The sequence below is a fragment of the Candidatus Kryptobacter tengchongensis genome, assembly GCF_001458555.1.
GTDB lineage: Bacteria > Bacteroidota > Ignavibacteria > Kryptoniales > Kryptoniaceae > Kryptonium > Kryptonium tengchongense.
The window spans coordinates 17,783-35,966 of sequence record NZ_CZVH01000087.1 but is presented as its reverse complement, the minus strand read 5'-3'; the positions used below and the strand labels follow the sequence as shown (position 1 = coordinate 35,966).

At 36.5% G+C, this 18,184-nt stretch carries 22 protein-coding genes; 13 read left to right on the top strand and 9 right to left on the bottom strand.

Annotated elements, in window-relative coordinates:
* From sdhA to sdhC, 3 genes are all read right to left on the bottom strand, one after another.
* A partial coding sequence (gene sdhA / locus AT685_RS07190; RefSeq protein WP_072152108.1) for a succinate dehydrogenase flavoprotein subunit occupies positions 1-1,733 on the bottom strand: 1,733 nt, incomplete at its 3' end.
* A gap of 36 nt (positions 1,734-1,769) precedes the next feature.
* On the bottom strand, positions 1,770-2,123 hold the full coding sequence (gene sdhD / locus AT685_RS07185; protein ID WP_072150863.1) for a succinate dehydrogenase, hydrophobic membrane anchor protein: 354 nt from the start codon (positions 2,121-2,123) through the stop codon (positions 1,770-1,772).
* A 30-nt stretch (positions 2,124-2,153) separates the two neighbouring features.
* Positions 2,154-2,567, bottom strand: coding sequence for a succinate dehydrogenase, cytochrome b556 subunit (gene sdhC / locus AT685_RS07180; RefSeq protein ID WP_072150864.1), 414 nt, complete (start codon positions 2,565-2,567; stop codon positions 2,154-2,156).
* A 159-nt stretch (positions 2,568-2,726) separates the two neighbouring features.
* On the opposite strand from sdhC, the gene AT685_RS07175 reads away from it, so the two are divergent.
* Both AT685_RS07175 and AT685_RS07170 read left to right on the top strand, forming a co-directional pair.
* Positions 2,727-3,680 carry a glycosyltransferase family 2 protein gene (locus AT685_RS07175; RefSeq protein ID WP_072152107.1) on the top strand — a complete coding sequence of 318 codons (954 nt, stop codon included), beginning with the start codon at positions 2,727-2,729 and terminating at the stop codon, positions 3,678-3,680.
* Between the two features lie 3 nt (positions 3,681-3,683).
* A complete protein-coding gene (locus tag AT685_RS07170) occupies positions 3,684-4,802 on the top strand; it encodes a glycosyltransferase (protein WP_072152106.1) in 1,119 nt (372 codons plus the stop codon).
* A gap of 9 nt (positions 4,803-4,811) precedes the next feature.
* Here the strand turns inward: AT685_RS07170 and AT685_RS07165 are convergent, their stop codons facing one another.
* Entirely contained in the window at positions 4,812-5,813 is a 1,002-nt protein-coding gene (locus AT685_RS07165) for an asparaginase (protein ID WP_072152105.1), read from the bottom strand.
* An 18-nt stretch (positions 5,814-5,831) separates the two neighbouring features.
* Positions 5,832-6,374 (bottom strand): YbhB/YbcL family Raf kinase inhibitor-like protein, encoded by a 543-nt coding sequence (locus AT685_RS07160; RefSeq protein WP_081040637.1) that lies wholly within the window; start codon positions 6,372-6,374, stop codon positions 5,832-5,834.
* Positions 6,375-6,500: 126 nt separating this feature from the next.
* On the opposite strand from AT685_RS07160, the gene AT685_RS07155 reads away from it, so the two are divergent.
* The 3 genes from AT685_RS07155 to AT685_RS07145 are packed head-to-tail and all read left to right on the top strand — an operon-like array spanning position 6,501 to position 9,068.
* Entirely contained in the window at positions 6,501-6,788 is a 288-nt protein-coding gene (locus AT685_RS07155; protein WP_072152104.1) for an FtsB family cell division protein, read from the top strand.
* A 13-nt stretch (positions 6,789-6,801) separates the two neighbouring features.
* A complete protein-coding gene (locus AT685_RS07150) occupies positions 6,802-8,115 on the top strand; it encodes a replication-associated recombination protein A (RefSeq protein WP_072152103.1) in 1,314 nt (437 codons plus the stop codon).
* Positions 8,112-9,068 (top strand): ROK family protein, encoded by a 957-nt coding sequence (locus AT685_RS07145; protein WP_072152102.1) that lies wholly within the window; start codon positions 8,112-8,114, stop codon positions 9,066-9,068. The genes AT685_RS07150 and AT685_RS07145 overlap by 4 nt, the downstream gene beginning before the upstream one ends.
* Here AT685_RS07145 and AT685_RS07140 read toward each other — a convergent pair.
* Both AT685_RS07140 and AT685_RS07135 read right to left on the bottom strand, forming a co-directional pair.
* On the bottom strand, positions 9,065-9,562 hold the full coding sequence (locus AT685_RS07140; RefSeq protein WP_072152101.1) for a DUF2934 domain-containing protein: 498 nt from the start codon (positions 9,560-9,562) through the stop codon (positions 9,065-9,067). The genes AT685_RS07145 and AT685_RS07140 overlap by 4 nt on opposite strands.
* Before the next feature lie 7 nt (positions 9,563-9,569).
* Complete coding sequence (locus tag AT685_RS07135; protein WP_072150524.1) at positions 9,570-10,619, bottom strand: thioredoxin domain-containing protein; 1,050 nt, start codon at positions 10,617-10,619, stop codon at positions 9,570-9,572.
* 129 nt (positions 10,620-10,748) lie between these two features.
* Here AT685_RS07135 and AT685_RS07130 point away from each other — a divergent pair, with 129 nt between their 5' ends.
* The 8 genes from AT685_RS07130 to ddpX all read left to right on the top strand — a co-directional run bounded on the left by AT685_RS07130 (position 10,749) and on the right by ddpX (position 15,603).
* The gene (locus AT685_RS07130) at positions 10,749-11,093 is read left to right on the top strand and encodes a YbaB/EbfC family nucleoid-associated protein (protein WP_072150523.1); all 345 of its coding nucleotides are present in this window, start codon (positions 10,749-10,751) and stop codon (positions 11,091-11,093) included.
* 21 nt (positions 11,094-11,114) lie between these two features.
* On the top strand, positions 11,115-11,714 hold the full coding sequence (gene recR, locus AT685_RS07125) for a recombination mediator RecR (protein ID WP_072152100.1): 600 nt from the start codon (positions 11,115-11,117) through the stop codon (positions 11,712-11,714).
* The gene (locus AT685_RS07120; protein ID WP_072152099.1) at positions 11,715-12,248 is read left to right on the top strand and encodes an NTPase; all 534 of its coding nucleotides are present in this window, start codon (positions 11,715-11,717) and stop codon (positions 12,246-12,248) included. It abuts the gene before it with no gap.
* Positions 12,249-12,389: 141 nt separating this feature from the next.
* The gene (rpmH, locus tag AT685_RS07115) at positions 12,390-12,536 is read left to right on the top strand and encodes a 50S ribosomal protein L34 (RefSeq protein ID WP_047133231.1); all 147 of its coding nucleotides are present in this window, start codon (positions 12,390-12,392) and stop codon (positions 12,534-12,536) included.
* Positions 12,526-12,927 (top strand): ribonuclease P protein component, encoded by a 402-nt coding sequence (locus AT685_RS07110; RefSeq protein ID WP_072150520.1) that lies wholly within the window; start codon positions 12,526-12,528, stop codon positions 12,925-12,927. The genes rpmH and AT685_RS07110 overlap by 11 nt, the downstream gene beginning before the upstream one ends.
* Positions 12,917-13,141, top strand: a complete 225-nt coding sequence (gene yidD, locus AT685_RS07105; protein WP_072152098.1) for a membrane protein insertion efficiency factor YidD — start codon at positions 12,917-12,919, stop codon at positions 13,139-13,141. The genes AT685_RS07110 and yidD overlap by 11 nt, the downstream gene beginning before the upstream one ends.
* A gap of 27 nt (positions 13,142-13,168) precedes the next feature.
* Positions 13,169-14,968, top strand: coding sequence for a membrane protein insertase YidC (gene yidC, locus AT685_RS07100; protein ID WP_072152097.1), 1,800 nt, complete (start codon positions 13,169-13,171; stop codon positions 14,966-14,968).
* Positions 14,965-15,603, top strand: a complete 639-nt coding sequence (ddpX, locus tag AT685_RS07095; RefSeq protein WP_072152096.1) for a D-alanyl-D-alanine dipeptidase — start codon at positions 14,965-14,967, stop codon at positions 15,601-15,603. The genes yidC and ddpX overlap by 4 nt, the downstream gene beginning before the upstream one ends.
* 75 nt (positions 15,604-15,678) lie before the next feature.
* Here the strand turns inward: ddpX and ahcY are convergent, their stop codons facing one another.
* Both ahcY and metK read right to left on the bottom strand, forming a co-directional pair.
* A complete protein-coding gene (gene ahcY, locus AT685_RS07090; protein WP_072150517.1) occupies positions 15,679-16,956 on the bottom strand; it encodes an adenosylhomocysteinase in 1,278 nt (425 codons plus the stop codon).
* 32 nt (positions 16,957-16,988) lie between these two features.
* Complete coding sequence (gene metK, locus AT685_RS07085) at positions 16,989-18,158, bottom strand: methionine adenosyltransferase (protein ID WP_072152095.1); 1,170 nt, start codon at positions 18,156-18,158, stop codon at positions 16,989-16,991.
* Positions 18,159-18,184 lie beyond the last annotated feature (26 nt).

Genomic DNA, 18,184 nt, shown 5'->3' with positions numbered 1-18,184 from the left:
ATTTTTGTTATGACAACAGGTTTGTATTTTATGATTGGCTCTTTTTCTTCATTTTTATAAATAAGCGTGTGCTTCAACCAGTTTTGATCATCACGTTTTGGATAATCTTCGCGATAATGAGCTCCCCTGCTTTCAGTTCTGTTTAAGGCACTATAAGCAATCGCCTCAGCCGTGTCAAGTAAATTACCGAGTTCAATTGCCTCAATTAAATCTGTGTTAAATTTTTTGCCTTTGTCATCAATTTTAATCTCTTTATATCTTTCTTTCAACTCTTTTATTTTTTCAATTGCTTCTTTAATGCTATCTCCTGTCCTGAATACAGAAACCTTATCCATCATCACATCCTGAAGTTCTTTTCTTATCCTTGAAACGCGCTCTTTCCCATTGCTGTTTAAAATTCTTTCAATTGTTTTTCTCGTCCATTCATCGGAATCTTTTGGAAGCGGTGGGAAATCATGTTCCTTGATGTATTCAGCCATTTTCTTTCCGCCACGGCGACCGAAAACAATTATGTCAAGAAGCGAATTTGTTCCAAGTCGGTTTGCACCATGGACTGAAACACATGCAACTTCACCGGCGGCGTAAAATCCTTCTATTTTTGTCCCCTTATCATCAATTACGACTTCAGCATCAACATTTGTTGGGATACCGCCCATTGCATAATGTGTCGTTGGCTGAACAGGTATTGGTTCCTTTAGTGGATCAACCCCAAGATAAATCCTCGCAAAACCAGTTATCTCTGGGAGTTTCTTATTTATGATTTCAGCACCAAGATGCGTCAGATCAAGCAAAAGATAATAAGTTCCATCAGGTCCTTGAATTCCCCTGCCTTCACGAATTTCTGTATACATTGCCCTTGATATGACATCTCTTGGAGCAAGATCTTTAATTGTGGGAGCGTATTTTTCCATAAACCTTTCTCCAAACTTATTCCTTAACACTCCACCCTCACCCCTTGCTGCTTCAGAGACAAGTATCCCAAGACGCCACAGCCCTGTCGGATGAAACTGAACAAATTCCATATCCTCAAGAGGAATTCCCCTGCGATATACAATTGCGAAACCATCGCCTGTCCCAACAACGGCATTTGAAGTTATCCTGTAAACTCTACCATATCCACCAGTTGCAAACATAACTGTTTTAGCGTGAAAGATGTGAATCTCACCTGTTGCTATTTCAATTGCTACAACACCACGAACAATGTTATCTTGAACAATTAAATCAGTTACAAAAAATTCTGGGAAAAATTGAACACCTCTTTTTATACAATTCTCATAAAGAGTTTGAAGCATAACATGTCCCGTTCTATCAGCTGAAAAGCAAGCTCTTTTAACAGGCACTCTCTCTCCAAATGGATTATTCGGATCTTTTGGTTTTGTATGTCCCCCAAATGGTCTTTGAGCGATTAAACCTTTTTCATTTCTTGAGAATGGCATCCCCATATGTTCAAGCTCAATTATCGCACGAATTGCATCTTGACACATTATCTCAATCGCATCTTGATCTCCAAGGAAATCACTTCCTTTGACAGTATCAAAAAAGTGATATTCCCATGAATCCTCTTCCTCGTTTCCAAGTGCTGCACAAACACCACCTTGAGCTGTCCCTGTATGTGACCTTGTTGGATAAACCTTTGTTAAGACAGCGCAGGTATAACCTTCTGGAATTTCAAGTGCTGCACGAAGCCCAGCTCCACCTGCGCCGACTATTACTGCATCAAATTGATGAATCATTTTTTACACCTCTTGAGATTTTGTTTTAAAAGTGCTTTAAAATTTTAAAGCTGTGCTTACACCAAGAACCCAAAAAGCAATCCCAGAAACAACTATTATTCCAAAAAGCGTAATCGCAACCCATGGTTTCATCTTAAAATCTCTCAAGATTGACCATACACCGTTTAATCCATGCCACAAACCTAAAGTTATAAAGGTAAGATAAAACATCTTCCAGTAAGCATTTGAAAACCTTGCAATTGACTGCTCATAGGAATGTCCTGTCTCAGGAGTATAGTGCATAAGTATATAGTGTCCAACCATTGCGAAAATCAAAAATATCCCTGTTATCCTTTGAAGAAGCCAACCGATTGATCCACTCTTCCTTGAACCATAATACTTAAATGACATTTTAAAACCTCCAAGGTTTGTTTTAGGTTTTTAAATTAAGCCGGCAAAAATTTGTCCTATCTCATGGCTGAATATGAAATAACCCATGACAAGAAATGCAATGATTCCAATAATCATAAGGTAAGCAAAAGCCTTTTTATGGTAATACGCCCCCCTCCCAAAATCAACAAGCACAATTCTGATTCCATTTAAAGTATGAGCAAGAACAAAAGCAAATAACAACCATTCAAGGAGTTTAAAAAGCGGTTTTTGAAATAAAGCCATCTCCGCATCAAAAGCTTCTTTACCTTTCGTCAATGTTGATAAGGCGTAAATATGAACATAAAGATAAGCTGTTAGAGCAAGTCCAGAGATTCTGTGGATTATCCACGCCCATCCCCCCGATTCCTTTTTGTAAGAAGCAACAAGCTTGAAATATCCCTCTTGAGTTTTTTCTACCTTCATGCAAGTGCTCCTTATGTTTTTATTTATTCATTCTAAAGTTAAAAAAATAAAAGTCAAATATCAAAATATCATCAAGTCCAACGCAACTGAATAGCAAATTTTGAAAAGTCACCACTTTAAGTTATTTTTTATCGCAGGCAAATTAATATCAACTAAAAAATGCAAGTCAGAAAAAGGCAAGATAAACAGCTTATTTCAATTGTGATTCCACTTTATAATGAAGTTGAATCACTGCCCGAACTTTATGACCAAATAAAAGAGGTCGTGAAAACAAATCGCTATAACTATGAGATAATTTTCGTTGACGACGGCTCAACCGACGGCTCGCTTGATGTTTTAAAGAAAATTCGCCAAAATGACAAAAATGTTAAAATCATAAGCTTTAGAAGAAACTATGGAAAATCCGCAGCGCTCGCCATCGGATTTGAATACGCAAAAGGTGATGTCGTGATAACTATGGACGCAGATCTTCAAGATGACCCTCACGAAATTCCAAACCTCCTCAAAAAACTTAACGAAGGATTTGACCTTGTCTCCGGATGGAAAAAGAAAAGATATGATCCACTAACAAAAACGATACCATCAAGAATTTTTAATTTTGTCGTTTCAACCTTGTCAGGGATAAAAATTCACGACTTCAACTGTGGCTTAAAAGCATATAAAAAATCGGTTACACAGGATATAAAAGTTTATGGTGAACTCCACCGATATCTGCCTGTCCTGGCACATTGGGCTGGATATAAGATTGGTGAAATCGTTGTACAACATCATCCGAGAAAATATGGAAAAACTAAATTTGGGGTAAGCAGATTTTTAAAAGGATTTCTTGATCTTTTAACCGTAATGTTTACAACAAGATATTTCAAACGACCGCTTCATCTTTTTGGAACCGTTGGGCTTGCCGTTTTCCTACTTGGCTTTGGAATTACATTTTACCTTTCACTTTTAAAGCTAATTGAAAATATCTCCCTTAGCAATAGACCCTTATTTATCCTTGGCGTAATGCTCACAATTGTGGGAGTTCAATTCATCTCAATCGGCTTACTTGGAGAAATGATAACCAAAGCCTACCAGCATCTTGAAACATACTCAATTAAGGAAATACACCTTTGATCAATGAAAATAATAATCATTGGACCAGCTTATCCATATCGTGGTGGGATAGCGCATTACACAGGTTTGCTTTACAAAAACCTATTGAAGAAAGATCACAGCGTAAAAATTTTTAACTTTAAAAGATTATATCCAAAATTTCTTTTCCCCGGAAAAACGCAATTTGAAACATCACCAGAGATTGAAAAAATTGAAAGCGAAAGAATAATTGATTCAATTAACCCATTAAACTGGCTAATCGCAGGTTTTAAAATCGTAAAAGAGAAACCTGATCTTGTAATCTTTAAATATTGGCTTCCGTTCTTCGCACCCTGTTTTGGATCTATTTCAGCAATAGTGAAAATTTTTTCTAAAGCGAAGATAATTTTCTTCTGTCATAACATCACCCCTCATGAAAAATTTCCACTCGGGAAACTTCTAACAAAATTTGCATTCGCATTTTCCGACCACTTCATCGTTCAATCAAGCGTAGTTGAGGAGGATCTGCTCAAAATAAAACCAAAAGCAAAATATAAAAAAGTTTTCCACCCAATTTATGAAATTTTTGGTAAAGCTATTGATAAAAACGAAGCGAGAAAAATTCTTGGCATTAAACCTGACGAAAAACTCTTGCTGTTCTTCGGTTACATCAGAGCATACAAAGGACTTGATGTCCTTCTAAAGGCGATGAAATTTATCTTAAGTGAATTTCCTGTTAAACTTCTCATCGTTGGAGAATTTTATGAAAATCCGCAAAAGTATTTCAAAATAGTTGAAGAGGATGGAATAGCTGATTTTGTAATTTTTAAAAGTGAATATGTTCCAAATGAAGATGTGAAAATTTACTTCTCTGCTTCAGATCTTGTTGTTCTACCGTATCTTTCAGCAACACAAAGCGGAATTGTTCAAATTGCTTACAATTTTAGCAAGCCCGTTATCACAACAAATGTCGGCGGTCTCCCTGAGGTTGTGCAAGATGGTATAACTGGCTTAATTGTTGACCCCTCACCAGAAAAATTAGCTCAAGCGATAGTAAAATTTTTCAATGAGAACCTCGGACCGATTTTCTCCCGAAATATTGAAGAAGAAAAAGAAAAATTTTCCTGGGAAAATCTCATCCGCACAATAGAAGAATTAAATTGACAACCAAAATCAATCTTCCGATATCTCTCCAGCAATTGACCTGTAAAATTCATTAACAACTACTTCAACATCATCACCGTATTTGCCAAATAGAAACATCAACTTAACAATTGCTGTTTCAGTTGTCATATCTTTACAGCTTAATGCCCCCGCATCAAGTGCATCTTTCCCACATTGGTAAAGTGTAAGATCAACCTTACCATAAACTGCCTGTGTTGAAATTGCAACTATCTTCCCCATCTTAACTGCTTCTCTAACAAACGGGATTAAAGACCTTTCCTCTATATTTGGCAAATTCCCAGAACCAAACGCTTCAATTACAAATCCTTTTATATCTGTTTCAAGCAACGATAAAAGGTAATCAAGTTTCAGCGATGGAAAAACTTTCACACAAAAGACTTTATCAGAAAAATTTTTTGAGATAACAAGATTCTTGTTTTCACGCTTTAAAAAATTCCCCTTATAAATTTCTATCCCAACACCAACCTCAGCAAGCGGTGGATAATTAGGTGAATCAAATGCATCAAACCCCCAGATATTAATTTTTTTAGTTCTATTTCCGCGAAACAGTTTATTATTAAAGAAAATGCAAACCTCAGGAATTGAATAGGTTGCAAGCTCAACTGCGTTTATAAGATTGTTCCTTGCATCTGTTCTTATCTCTGAAAGCGGGCGTTGTGAGCCTGTTAAAATAACTGGTTTTGATAGTCCATCAAGCATAAACGAAAGGGCGGAAGCAGTATAAGTCATCGTATCAGTTCCATGAGTGATCACAAACCCGTCAAATTGCTCATAATTATCTGATATCACATCTGCAATTTTTATCCAGTGCTCAATCCCAATGTTTGAGGAATCAATGTTTGTAACTATATGTGATTCAATCTCTGCAATTTGTTTCAGCTCGGGAACAAATTCAAGAATTTTTTGTATAAATGCACTCGGGGCAAGTGTGCCATTCTTCAAAGCCATACCAAAAGTTCCACCAGTGTGAATAAGAAGAATCCTTTTCATATTCATTAAACTCAAATATTAACGACCATATAATCCTGTTATTTTTGCTTCACCAAGAATATGTCCCTTTGCCTTTGCTTCAACTTGTTCAGCAGTTGCCCCAGAATTTAACCCGAGCGTTTCAACATCAAGCGCGTAAAGCTTAAAGATATAACGGTGTGGTTTATGCCCCCGTGGTGGACAGGGACCTCCATATCCAATCCTGTCAAAATCATTTATCCCCTGCTTAATCTTATCGTCAACGAGACCAACTTTCTTAACATTTTCTGCAAGTCTTGTCACATTCGCAGGGATATCGTATATAACCCAATGTATAAATGTTCTCCCAGGAGCATCTGGATCTTCACAAATTAAAGCAAAGCTTTTGGTCCCAGCAGGAGCATTTTCCCAGCTCAACTCAGGGGAGTAATCCTGACCGTCACATGTAAATTTTTTGGGGATGGTTTCGCCGTCTTTGAAAGCGGTTGATTTAATTGAAAACATTTTCTTAACCCCTCCCTTTTGAAAATTTGTTTGTGTTGCAAAGAGAAAAGAAAGGAGAATTAAAAGAAGATATTTCATCGCACACCTCGCATAACTTATTTTTTCCGCTAATTAATTAAGCAAATTTTGGAAAATATCCAAATTTGTTACTTCTTGTTTTCTTTTTTATATTTTTACCAGTGCAACATTTAAGGATATGTGGAAATGAAAAAATTTCTCTCAAATCCTGCAAACTTAATCTTTGGTGGAATTTTAATTGCTCTGTTCATCTACCTCATATTTGCAGAAAAAGGGATTTTAAAACGGATAAATTTTGAGATTGAGAGGGCAAAATTGAAAAAAGAAATTGAGCTTATTGAAAAAGAAAATGCCTCTTTAAGGCAGAAGATTCATGAACTTGAAACGAATCCAAAAGCCGTTGAGAAGATAGCTCGCGAAAAATACGGCATGGCAAAGGAGGGAGAGGAAGTTTTCAAAATAAAAGTAAAGTAAATTCCTTTTTGAAATGAAATTTGAAAAAGTTCTCCCACCCCTTGCAGATAGAATAAGACCAAAAACACTTGATGAGTTTGTAGGTCAAGAACATATTGTTGGTGAAGGCAAACCTCTGCGCGTGATGATTGAAACAGGGGAAATTCAATCAATGATTCTTTGGGGTCCGCCTGGTTCTGGAAAAACAACGCTTGCAAAAATCATAGCTGAGAGAGCAAATGCGGATTTTTACCAAATAAACGCAGTTTTATCAGGGACAAAAGAGGTAAAGGAAGTAATTGAGAAAGCCGAAACAAATTTAAAATACTATTCCAAGCGGACGATTCTTTTCATAGACGAGATTCACAGGTTTAACAAGGCACAACAGAGCGTGCTTTTAAATAGCGTTGAAAATGGGACGATAATACTAATTGGAGCGACGACGGAAAATCCATCTTTTGAGATAATCTCACCTCTTTTATCACGATGTCAAATTTTTGTGCTTGAACCACTTGGTGTTAAGGAACTTAACACAATTCTTGAAAGAGCTCTAACCAAAGATGAGATACTTTCAAAATTTAAAATCCATATTGAGGACAGAGACCTTCTTTTTCTTTATTCTGGTGGAGATGCTCGCATTATGCTTAACGCGCTTGAGATCGCTTTAAAAATTGTTAAACCAACGCCGGAAAACGAGATATTTTTGACAAAGGAGATTATCTCCGAAGCATTTCAACGCAGATATTTCAAGTATGATAAGTCAGGCGAGGAACACTATAATTTAATTTCCGCCTTTATAAAAAGCATACGAGGAAGCGATCCAGATGCAGCGGTTTATTGGCTTGCCAGAATGTTACTTGCGGGTGAAGACCCTAAATTCATCGCTAGAAGGCTGATAATTTTAGCAAGCGAGGATATTGGAAATGCCGAACCATACGCATTAACACTTGCGACAAGCTGTTTCACCGCTGTTGACTATGTTGGCATGCCCGAGGCACGAATAATCCTTGCGCAGGTTGCAACTTACCTCGCAAGCTGTCCGAAAAGTAATTCTGCATACATTGCAATTGAAGAAGCGATTGAAGATGCTCAAAAATATCCAGAACTTCCTGTCCCACTGCACTTGAGAAACGCACCCACAAAATTGCTGAAGGAACTCGGCTATGGCAGGGATTATAAGTATAGCCATGATTTCCCCGAGCACTTCGTTGAACAACAATTTTTACCAGATGAACTCAAAAACAAAATTTACTATAGACCTACAGAACTTGGTAGAGAAAAAATTTTAAAGGAACGGCTTGAAAACCTTTGGAGCAAAAGGAAACAAAATAAAAAAGTTAACAAATGAAGAAATTTGTAATCGGCGTTGACCTCGGCGGAACATTTATAAAAGCCGGAATAGTTGATGAAACTGGCAATATCATTATTGAAGATTCAATCCCCACAGAAGCTGAAAAAGGACCTTCACATGTCATTGAGCAAATTTCAAAAATTGTAAACAAGCTTAATGAAAATTTTGAAAATGGAGAAATCATTGGAGTTGGAATTGGTGCACCAGGTCAAGTTGATCCGCAAGGCGGGGTCAAATATCCACCTAATTTCCCAGGGTGGACAGTTGTTTACTTAGCAAAAGAAGTTGAGAAAATAACAGGTTTAAAGACAACCGTTGATAATGATGCAAATGTTGCTGCTATAGGTGAGGCAAAATTCGGCGCTGGTCAAAAACATCCAAACTTTATAATGGTTACGCTCGGAACCGGAATTGGCGGTGGGATTATAATTAATAGAAAAATTTACCGCGGTCCAACCGGTGGAGCCGGTGAAATTGGACATGTCTCAATTAATTTTGATGGACCGAAATGTAATTGCGGAAATTATGGGTGTGTTGAAGCTTATGTTGGACAAAGATATTTATCATCCTGGGTTGCCGAAGAACTTAAAATAAATCCAAACTCAAAAATTGTTGAAATTGTAAACGGTGATCTTTCTAAAATTGAACCATACATAATCTCACTTGCAGCTGAACAAGGTGATGAATTTGCGATAAATGTATGGAAAAAAGTAGGATTCTATGTCGGTGTGATGCTTGCCTCAGTGATGAATTTGTTTGATATAAATGTTGCAATAGTTGGGGGCGGAGTTGCAAAAGCAGGGAAGATTTTATTTGACTCAATGAATGAAACTGTTAAATCAAGAGCATTAAAACCAATCGCTGAAAAAGCAATTGTAATTCCAGCACAGCTTGGGAATAAAGCTGGGATTTTAGGTGCAGGAGCGTTGGTATTTGAGGAAATAAGTTAAATCTTTATAAATCCGTCACTAAAAATTCTTATCCAATCACGAACAACCCTTTCTGCTTCCGCCCAATTCTCAAGTTCTTGCATTCCTATTCCCCCTTTTCTCTCCCAAATGAAATACGCAACTTTTGCTACAGTCTCCCGACGCATCTCATCGTTTGGGCGACCGAAAATTTTAACAATATATTTTGACTTATCAAATTTTAAAGCGACCTCTTCTATTTCCGTTTCCTTGATGAATGAAACCTCTTTCAATCCATCAATCACAAAAACGATCTCACCGATGAACTGATAATTTTTAGTGGCTCTAAATAGATAAACCTTATCTCCTCCTCCAATCTCAAGCTTACAATGAAATCCAAGAAAATAGGCATCTTCAAGAACCCTCTCCTTTTTTCTTCCAATTGAAAGTTCAACAACCATAGGCTTAAATTGATTTCTGCGTGAAAATTCAATCAAAAATTGTTCTACTTCCGATTTTTTTATCTTTCTCTCCATTTATAGTTCAAATTTCTTTTATCAATTCCCACCTTACACTGTATGCAGAAATTGAAAACTTATATATTGTGAAACTTTCGGAATCAACATAAAGCCTCAAAATATGCTCACCAAAATCAGGATTTCTAACAATCTCATAATATCTTGGCTCACAAACCTTAATATAACTTTGTCCGTTTTCAACTATAACATCCTCACCACGATTTCTCTCATTAATAAATTCACCATCTTGAAGGATGAGAACCTTCAAACTTCCCTTGCTCAAAGATTCCATAACTGCACCAACTCTTGTCCCAGCATATGGAAGTATGACAGAACCCAAGCCTCCCGAGGTTGGATTATATCTCAAATAATATCTTCCGTTATACCATTCCCCGTCAAGATAAAACTTTCCATTAATATAAATACCTGGATCTTCATATTTAATAACAGATTCGGGAGCAAAACCTTCAACATTACCAAGTGCCCCACCGGTATAGCATGTGTAAATCTCAGGGATAATTCTATAAAAAGTTGATTCATCAATTTCATAACGAGAGCCAATTGGAAGAGGGAAATCACCATAATATCCTGCTTTTATTAAAAGTGATTGAATGAAGAATTCAACCTCCCACAAGTTTCTCACCCCAAAGTGTGAATATGAAATTAATCCATCACGATTTATGAGAAAAATCAAGGGAACCTCAGGATAGATTCCACGAACAGCAGTTGTATATCTTTTTAAATTTATCCATTCGTTGTCAATTGCGATAGGGAAATCAATTCCAAGTCTTTTAATTTCCTTCTCAACATTTTCAAATTTACTCTCAAATGGAAATTTCGGTATATGAACACCAAGGATAAAAAGCCCTTTATCTTTATATCTTTTCCACCACTCTTTAACATATTCGTAAAACTCTTTCCACTCCCCGCTTGCATAGTTAAAAAACAAGAGAAGCACAACGTTTCCCCTGAGGCTCTCAAAAAATACTGGCTCTGAGTTAAGCCAATAGTTTGCGATTATATCTATTGCTCTGTTATTTTCTTCAACGATTTGTTTTTTATAATATCCTTGCATATTTCTTCGCTTTTATTTTTCAATGTCAATCTAATTAAGGAAATTTTAACTTGCAAATTTTGAGCTTTCCTTTTTTGCTTTAAACCGAAATCCTGTTTAATTTATATAAAAAATAAAACTCAAATCCCAATGAAACCAGATCTAAAAACGATATTCAAGCAAATTGAAAAAATTCAAGAAGAGCTTGAAAAAGTTCAAGCGGAACTTGAAAATAAAACTGTTACTGAAGAAGTTGGAGGCGGAATGGTTAAGGTAACCGTGAACGGAAAGAAAGAAGTTATAAGTATTGAAATTGACAAAGAAGTTGTAAACCCGGATGATATAGGGATGCTTGAGGATTTACTTGTGGTAGCTGTGAATAAAGCACTTCAAAGTGCGGATAAAATGATAAGTGAAGAAATTGCCAAGGCAACTTCTGGATTACTTCCGGGATTACCTGGCTTCCCATTTAATTTCCCGGGTTTTAAAGCGTGAAACAAAAATTTTAACACCACCGTGCTTTATACATCCGAAAGCCTTGAAATTCTGATAGAGGAACTCACAAAGTTTCCCGGCATCGGAAGAAAAACCGCACAACGACTTGCACTTTACATATTAAAACAACCGAAAGAAGAGGTTGAAAAACTTGTTCGGGCTATAATTGATGTAAAAGAAAAAATTAAATATTGCTCAATTTGCTACAATATAACCGAAAGCGACCCATGCCCCATTTGCTCAAGCCCGAAGAGAGATAAAACAACTATATGCGTCGTTGAAGAACCTATGGATGTCCTGGCAATAGAAAAAACAAGTGAGTATAACGGTCTTTATCATGTCCTCGGTGGAGTCCTAAACCCACTTGAAGGGATTGGTCCAGAAGATTTGAAAGTTAAAGAACTCATACATAGAATTTCATCAGGTGGAGTAAATGAAGTTATAATTGCATTAAATCCAAGTGTTGAGGGGGAAACAACATCAATTTACATAGCAAATCTCATCAAACCTTTTGGAGTAAAGGTTACACGTATTGCAAGGGGTTTGCCAATTGGAACAGCTCTTGAATATGCAGATACAGCGACAATTGTCAGAGCAATTGAAAATAGAACACCAATGTAAGTGAAGAAAAACTTCCTTATAACATCTCCACCTGGAACGGGCAAAACGACAGCGATAAAAAATTTCGTAAATCTTGCAAAAGGAAAATTCAAAATCTCTGGTTTCATAACGGAAGAGATCAGAGATAAAACGGGGAAAAGAACGGGTTTCAAAATCATCACAATTGATGGGAAAACAGGGACACTGGCTGATGTTAACTTAAAAAATTCACCAAGGGTTGGGAAATACGGTGTTAATCTGAAAGATATTGACAAAATTGCTGTCCCATCAATTGATTTAAATTCAGATATAATCGTGATTGATGAAATTGGTAAAATGGAATGTTTTTCAAAACTTTTTATTCAAAAAGTTTTTGAAGCGCTTGATTCCCCAAAAATTGTAGTTGGAACAATAAAGGAAAAGGGGGATGAAATAATAGATAGAATCAAATCACGAAAGGATGTTGAATTGATAAAACTTACACCCGAAAATAGAAATGAGATACCCGATTTAATTTTTAAAAATGTTTCAGCCTTCCTCCAGAGCGAAATTTGAAAATTAAACCCCCAAAATGTATACCTAAAGATTGGTTTTGTTCTTTGCTTATTTTTTCGTATTTTTGTCCAGATTTTATGATGGAATTTTTAAATGACCCGTCCCGAGATTTAACTAAAAAACAAAACAAGGGATAAAAAGGTGAAGAGGACATACCAACCGCATAACACAAAGAGACGTAGAACGCACGGCTTCAGAGCAAGAATGAAAACTAAAAGCGGTAGGAAAATCCTTGCAAGAAGAAGAGCAAAGGGAAGATGGAAATTAACTGTAAGCGATGAACGCTAAAAGATACACACTGCCAAAGAAAGAAATCATCAAAAAATCAAGAGAGATAACGCAGATAATCAAAACTTCAAATTCAATTTCTGGAGATTTAGTTAAAATTTATTTTCGCATACTGCCTGAACGTGATATCATCACAAGAGTAGCTTTTGCAGTGTCAAAAAAGGTAAAGCCAATCGTTTTAAAAAACAGAGCGAAAAGATTATTAAGAGAGGTCTATCGGCTAAATAAACACAAGCTGATAGACCTTCTCTCTTTAAAAAATAGGTCAATTGACATGGTTATGTTATTTATCGGCGATAGGGAAATCATTAAGAGGCTAAAATACGCCGATGTTGAAAAAGATTTTTTACAATCTGTGGAAAAAATTTCAAAGTTGATAAATGAAAGCTGATATTTTAACACAATTTGCGGTGACGCTTGTTAAAATTTACAAAATGTTTATCTCTCCTATCTTTCCGCCAAGTTGTAGATTTTATCCTTCGTGTTCAGACTACTCAATTCAGGCGTTTTTGAAATATGGGTTTTTAAAAGGTCTTTGGCTTTCAGTAAAAAGAATAATAAGGTGTAATCCATTTAATCCAGGCGGAATTGATGAGGTTCCTTAAAAAGTAAAACAAAAGGATGTGAAAGTAATGGATAGAAACTCAGTTCTTGGAATAATTTTAATTACACTCGTGCTTTTGATCTGGATGTGGTACAACGCTCCAAGGGTTCCGCAAAGAGGTGTAAATGTTCAAGACACACTTAAAACAGAAAAACATCAAGAAACATTAAATGTTGCAGAGGCAAAGGGTGACACATTTGGATCTTATTTTTCACATCTTTCAAAAGGGATTGAGAAAAAGATACTTATTGAAACAGATTTATATACATGCGTTATCTCATCAAAGGGGGCAGTCGTTGAAAAATTTGAGTTAAAAAAATTCAAAACATGGAATGGTTATCCCGTTCAACTAATTGACATGAACAAAGGCGGCGATTTTTCACTTCTTTTCATGACAACGGATGGCAAAATAATCAACACGAGAAACCTTTACTTTGATACAAAAGCAAAGCACTGGGAAAATTTTATCCTCAAGGATAAAAACGAAAAAATAGAAATTGAGTTTACTCTTAATGTCAATGATTCAAGCAAGATAGTGAAAAAATTCATCTTTGAAAACGGTAGATATTCGTTTGATACCGAGGTTGAATTAATCAAGATGGATAAAATAATTGCCAATTTTGAATATCAAGTTGTTTGGGAGAATGGGATAAATCTCACAGAAGAAAACAGCGTTGAAGAGTCATATTTTGCAAGTGCGTATGCTAAAGTTGGGGATATATATGAAACAATAGATGCCAGCAAATTTGGAATAAAAGTTTCCCGTTCATACTCTGGGACTACAAGATGGGTTGGGACACACAATAAATACTTTGCCATTGCAGTTATATCAAATGATTATTCAGATGGTGCATACCTTGAGGGTGAGCGAATTCCCTTGCCAGATAACGGAGTTAAAGAAAATTACCTTGTCGCATTAAAAATTCCATTTCGTGGCGGAAATTATCAAAAAAATTACTTTACAGTTTACCTTGGACCTCTTGATTATAAAATTTTGAAGTCTTACGGTGTTGGACTTGAAGAGATGATAAGTTTAGGGTTGAGATGGCTTATAAGACCAATAGCTGAATATGTACTTCTCCCATTTTTCACATTTTTGCACTCATTCATACCAAATTATGGAATTGTGATAATAATTTTCTCAATTGTGATCAAAATCCTTCTCACACCGCTGACATTAACCCAGATGAAGTCAATCAAGAAGATGCAGGCAATTGCTCCAATTTTAAAAGAATTACAGGAAAAATATAAAGATAATCCGCAGAAGTTAAATCAAGAAGTTATGCGTGTATATCGTGAATATGGGGTTAATCCATTCAGTGGATGTTGGCCCTTGCTTCTACAGTTGCCAATCCTTTACGCCTTATTCTCATTATTCCGTGTCACAATTGAATTAAGACAAGCTGGATTTATCCTTTGGATAAAAGATCTTTCAGTTCCAGATACAATTCTAAAACTGCCATTTTATATTCCAATCTTTGGGGTTCACCAGATAAGTGGGCTTGCGCTTTTAATGGCTATTACGATGTTTATTCAACAGTGGATGTCATCAGCTACAGCTGATAAAAGACAGAGAACAACAGCAACAATCATGACGATTCTATTTTTCTTGATATTCAATAACCTCCCATCCGGGCTTAATTTATACTATTTCACATTCAATGTGCTTTCAATACTTCATCAATGGTATATAAATAAATACACAAAGGTTGAGCTTAAGCCTGCACAAGATAAGAAAAGACCTTTTAAAGGCGGAATCTTTAGAAAATTTGATATTCCGACAATGAGCGAATTAACAGGTGCAAAAAAGAGAAAAGCAAAAAAATGAAAGTGAAGTTTTCGTTACTTTTAATTTTCTCTCTTCTCCTTACAAAAAATTTGCTTGCGCAATTTTCACATGAAGATACAATCCTCGTTGATATTCAGAAAATCAACCCGAGAATAAAAATTGATATAAAATACGCAACTGAGGACAATTTCACTGGTAGAAAACTTTACAGCGTCCCTAAATGTTTTTTGCGAAGATTCGTTGCACTCAAGCTTGATTCGGTTCAGAAAGAACTTGAAAAAATCGGACTTGGGTTAAAGGTTTGGGATTGCTACCGTCCTCTTTCAGTTCAGGAAATTTTATGGTCTATTGTCCCTGATGAAAGATATGTTGCAAACCCAGCGAAAGGCTCAAGGCATAACCGTGGATGTGCAGTTGATCTGACACTTGTTGATTCACTTGGGAATGAATTACCAATGCCGACAAAATACGACGATTTCACTGAAAAAGCCCACAGAAATCATAAAGACTTACCTGATACAGTTGTAAAAAATCGGAAGCTCCTTGAGGATGTGATGAAAAAATATGGTTTTATCCCTTTACCCAGTGAATGGTGGCACTTTGATTTTGAAGGATGGGAAAAATTTTCAATTCTTGACATCCCACTGGAAAAACTTATAAACGAAAAGAAATAATAAAAGCCGAACCAAGCTCAGCGAGGTAATTGTAATTTTTCGCGCTGAACTTGGTTCAATGTAAAAAATGTAAAATTAAGTTCCAGCGCTATAATCTTTAATATATTTTCTTTGCTCTTTTGTAAGCTTGTCAATTTTAATTCCCATCGTTTTCAATTTAAGTTCAGCAATTTCTTCATCTTGCTCTGGTGGGATATCATATACTTTCGGTTCAAGCTTTTTCCCCTTTTTAAACAACTCAACGAGCCGAAGTTGAGCCATAAATTGGTTTGCAAATGACATATCCATAACCTCCGACGGATGTCCTTCAGCTGCTACGAGATTTACAAGGCGACCTTTCGCAAGGACAAAAATCCTTTTCCCATCTTTCAAAATGTATTCTTCAACATGATTTCTTATCTCCTTTATACTTTTTGCCATCTTTTTCAATTGAACAAGGTTTATCTCAACATCATAATGTCCCGTGTTGCAAACGATAGCCCCATCTTTCATAACTTTAAAATGTTCTTCAGTTATAACATCCTTGACACCTGTTGCTGTTATAAAAACATCCCCGATCTTTGCAGCTTCCTTCATTGGCATAACTGTAAACCCATCAAGCACGGCTTTTAGTGCAGCAATTGGTCTAACTTCGGTTACGATCACATTTGCACCAAGTCCTCTTGCTCTCATCGCAACGCCCTTACCACAGTGTCCATATCCAGCAACGACGACATTTTTCCCAGCAATTAAAATACTTGTTGCTCTTAAAATCCCATCAAGTGTTGATTGTCCAGTCCCATAGACATTATCAAAATCCCATTTTGTTTCGGCATCGTTAACAGCTATAATTGGATATTTCAAAGCCCCAGCCTCAGCCATCGCTCTTAATCTCTTTACCCCTGTTGTTGTCTCTTCGGTTCCACCTATTATGTCTGGGATAAGTTCAGGATGTTTGCTGTGAATTGTAAAAATTAAATCAGCGCCATCATCAAGTGTTAAATTTGGTTTTATATGAAGTGTTTGCTCAATTGCCCAATAAAATTCATCAACGCTCATCCCATTCCATGCAAAAATTGAGATCCCTTGTTTTGCAAGTGCTGCAGCTATTGTATCTTGAGTTGAAAGTGGATTACATCCGCTCCAGCTAACTTCCGCTCCGCATTCAACGAATGTCTTAACCAATACAGCAGTTTCTTTGGTGACATGAAGACATCCCGCAATCCTAAATCCCTTAAAAGGTTTCGTTTTGCTGTATTTTTCTCTTAAAGCCATTAAGACGGGCATTCTGCTTTCAGCCCATCGTATTTGCTTGAGTCCTTCATCCGCAAGTGAAAGATCCCTTACTTTATATACGCCTTTTACTTCATCCATCTAAAAATGTTCTCCTTTTTATTTTTAAATTTTCATTTTAAAAGTTCTTTGAACATTGGAACATAGTCAAGTTTTTCCCATGTAAATTCGGGTTCATTCCTTCCGAAATGACCATAAACAGCTGTCTTCCGATAAATAGGTCTGCGAAGTTTTAATCTATCAATTATCCCCAGCGGTGAAAGGTCAAGGTTTTTCATTATGAAATCAGCTATCAAATTATCGGGAACTTTTCCAGTTCCTTTCGTATCCACATAAATTGCAACTGGCTTTGAAACACCTATTGCATAAGCAACTTGAATTAAACATTCATCAGCAAGCCCAGAGGCGACGATGTTCTTTGCAATATGCCTCATCTCATAAGCTGCACTTCTATCAACCTTAGTTGGGTCTTTTCCAGAGAAGCACCCTCCACCATGTGGCGCTCTACCGCCATATGTATCAACTATGATCTTTCGCCCAGTCAATCCCGTATCCCCGTGTGGACCTCCAATCACAAAAGAGCCCGTCGGGTTTATGTAATATTTAGTTTTTTTATCAAGATATTCTTCGGGGATAACTTCTTTTATCACAAACTCTTTAAGGTCTTCAGCGATATCCTTTGATGTTAATTTCTTACCTTTATACCTTTCATCATGCTGAACTGAAAAAACGATCGTATCAACTCTAACAGGCTTGCCTGTGTCATCATATTCAATTGTAACCTGACATTTGCCATCAGGTCTTAGATAAGGCATAAAATCTGTTTTCTTTCTCACATAGGCAAGTCTTTTCATCAATTTATGTGCAAACATAATTGGCATCGGCATAAGCTCGGGAGTTTCCCTACATGCATAACCGAACATCATTCCCTGATCCCCTGCCCCACCTTTATCAACCCCCTTTGCTATATCAGGGGATTGAGATTTAACGGTAACTATAACGCCACAAGAACGATAATCAAATTGATATTCTGACTTATCATAGCCGATATCTTTAATAACATCTCTTGCGAGCTGGTCAAAGTCAACTTTTGCTCTTACATCCTCAGGGGCTTTGATCTCCCCACCAATTACAACAAGTCCAGTTGTGACAAACACTTCACACGCAACCCTTGCTTCAGGATAATATGTCAAAAAGGCATCAAGAACAGCATCAGAGATCTGGTCGCAAATTTTATCTGGATGTCCTTCGGCAACTGATTCAGAGGTGAATAGCCTTCCCATTTAGCCTCCTTTTTATTTTTAAGTTC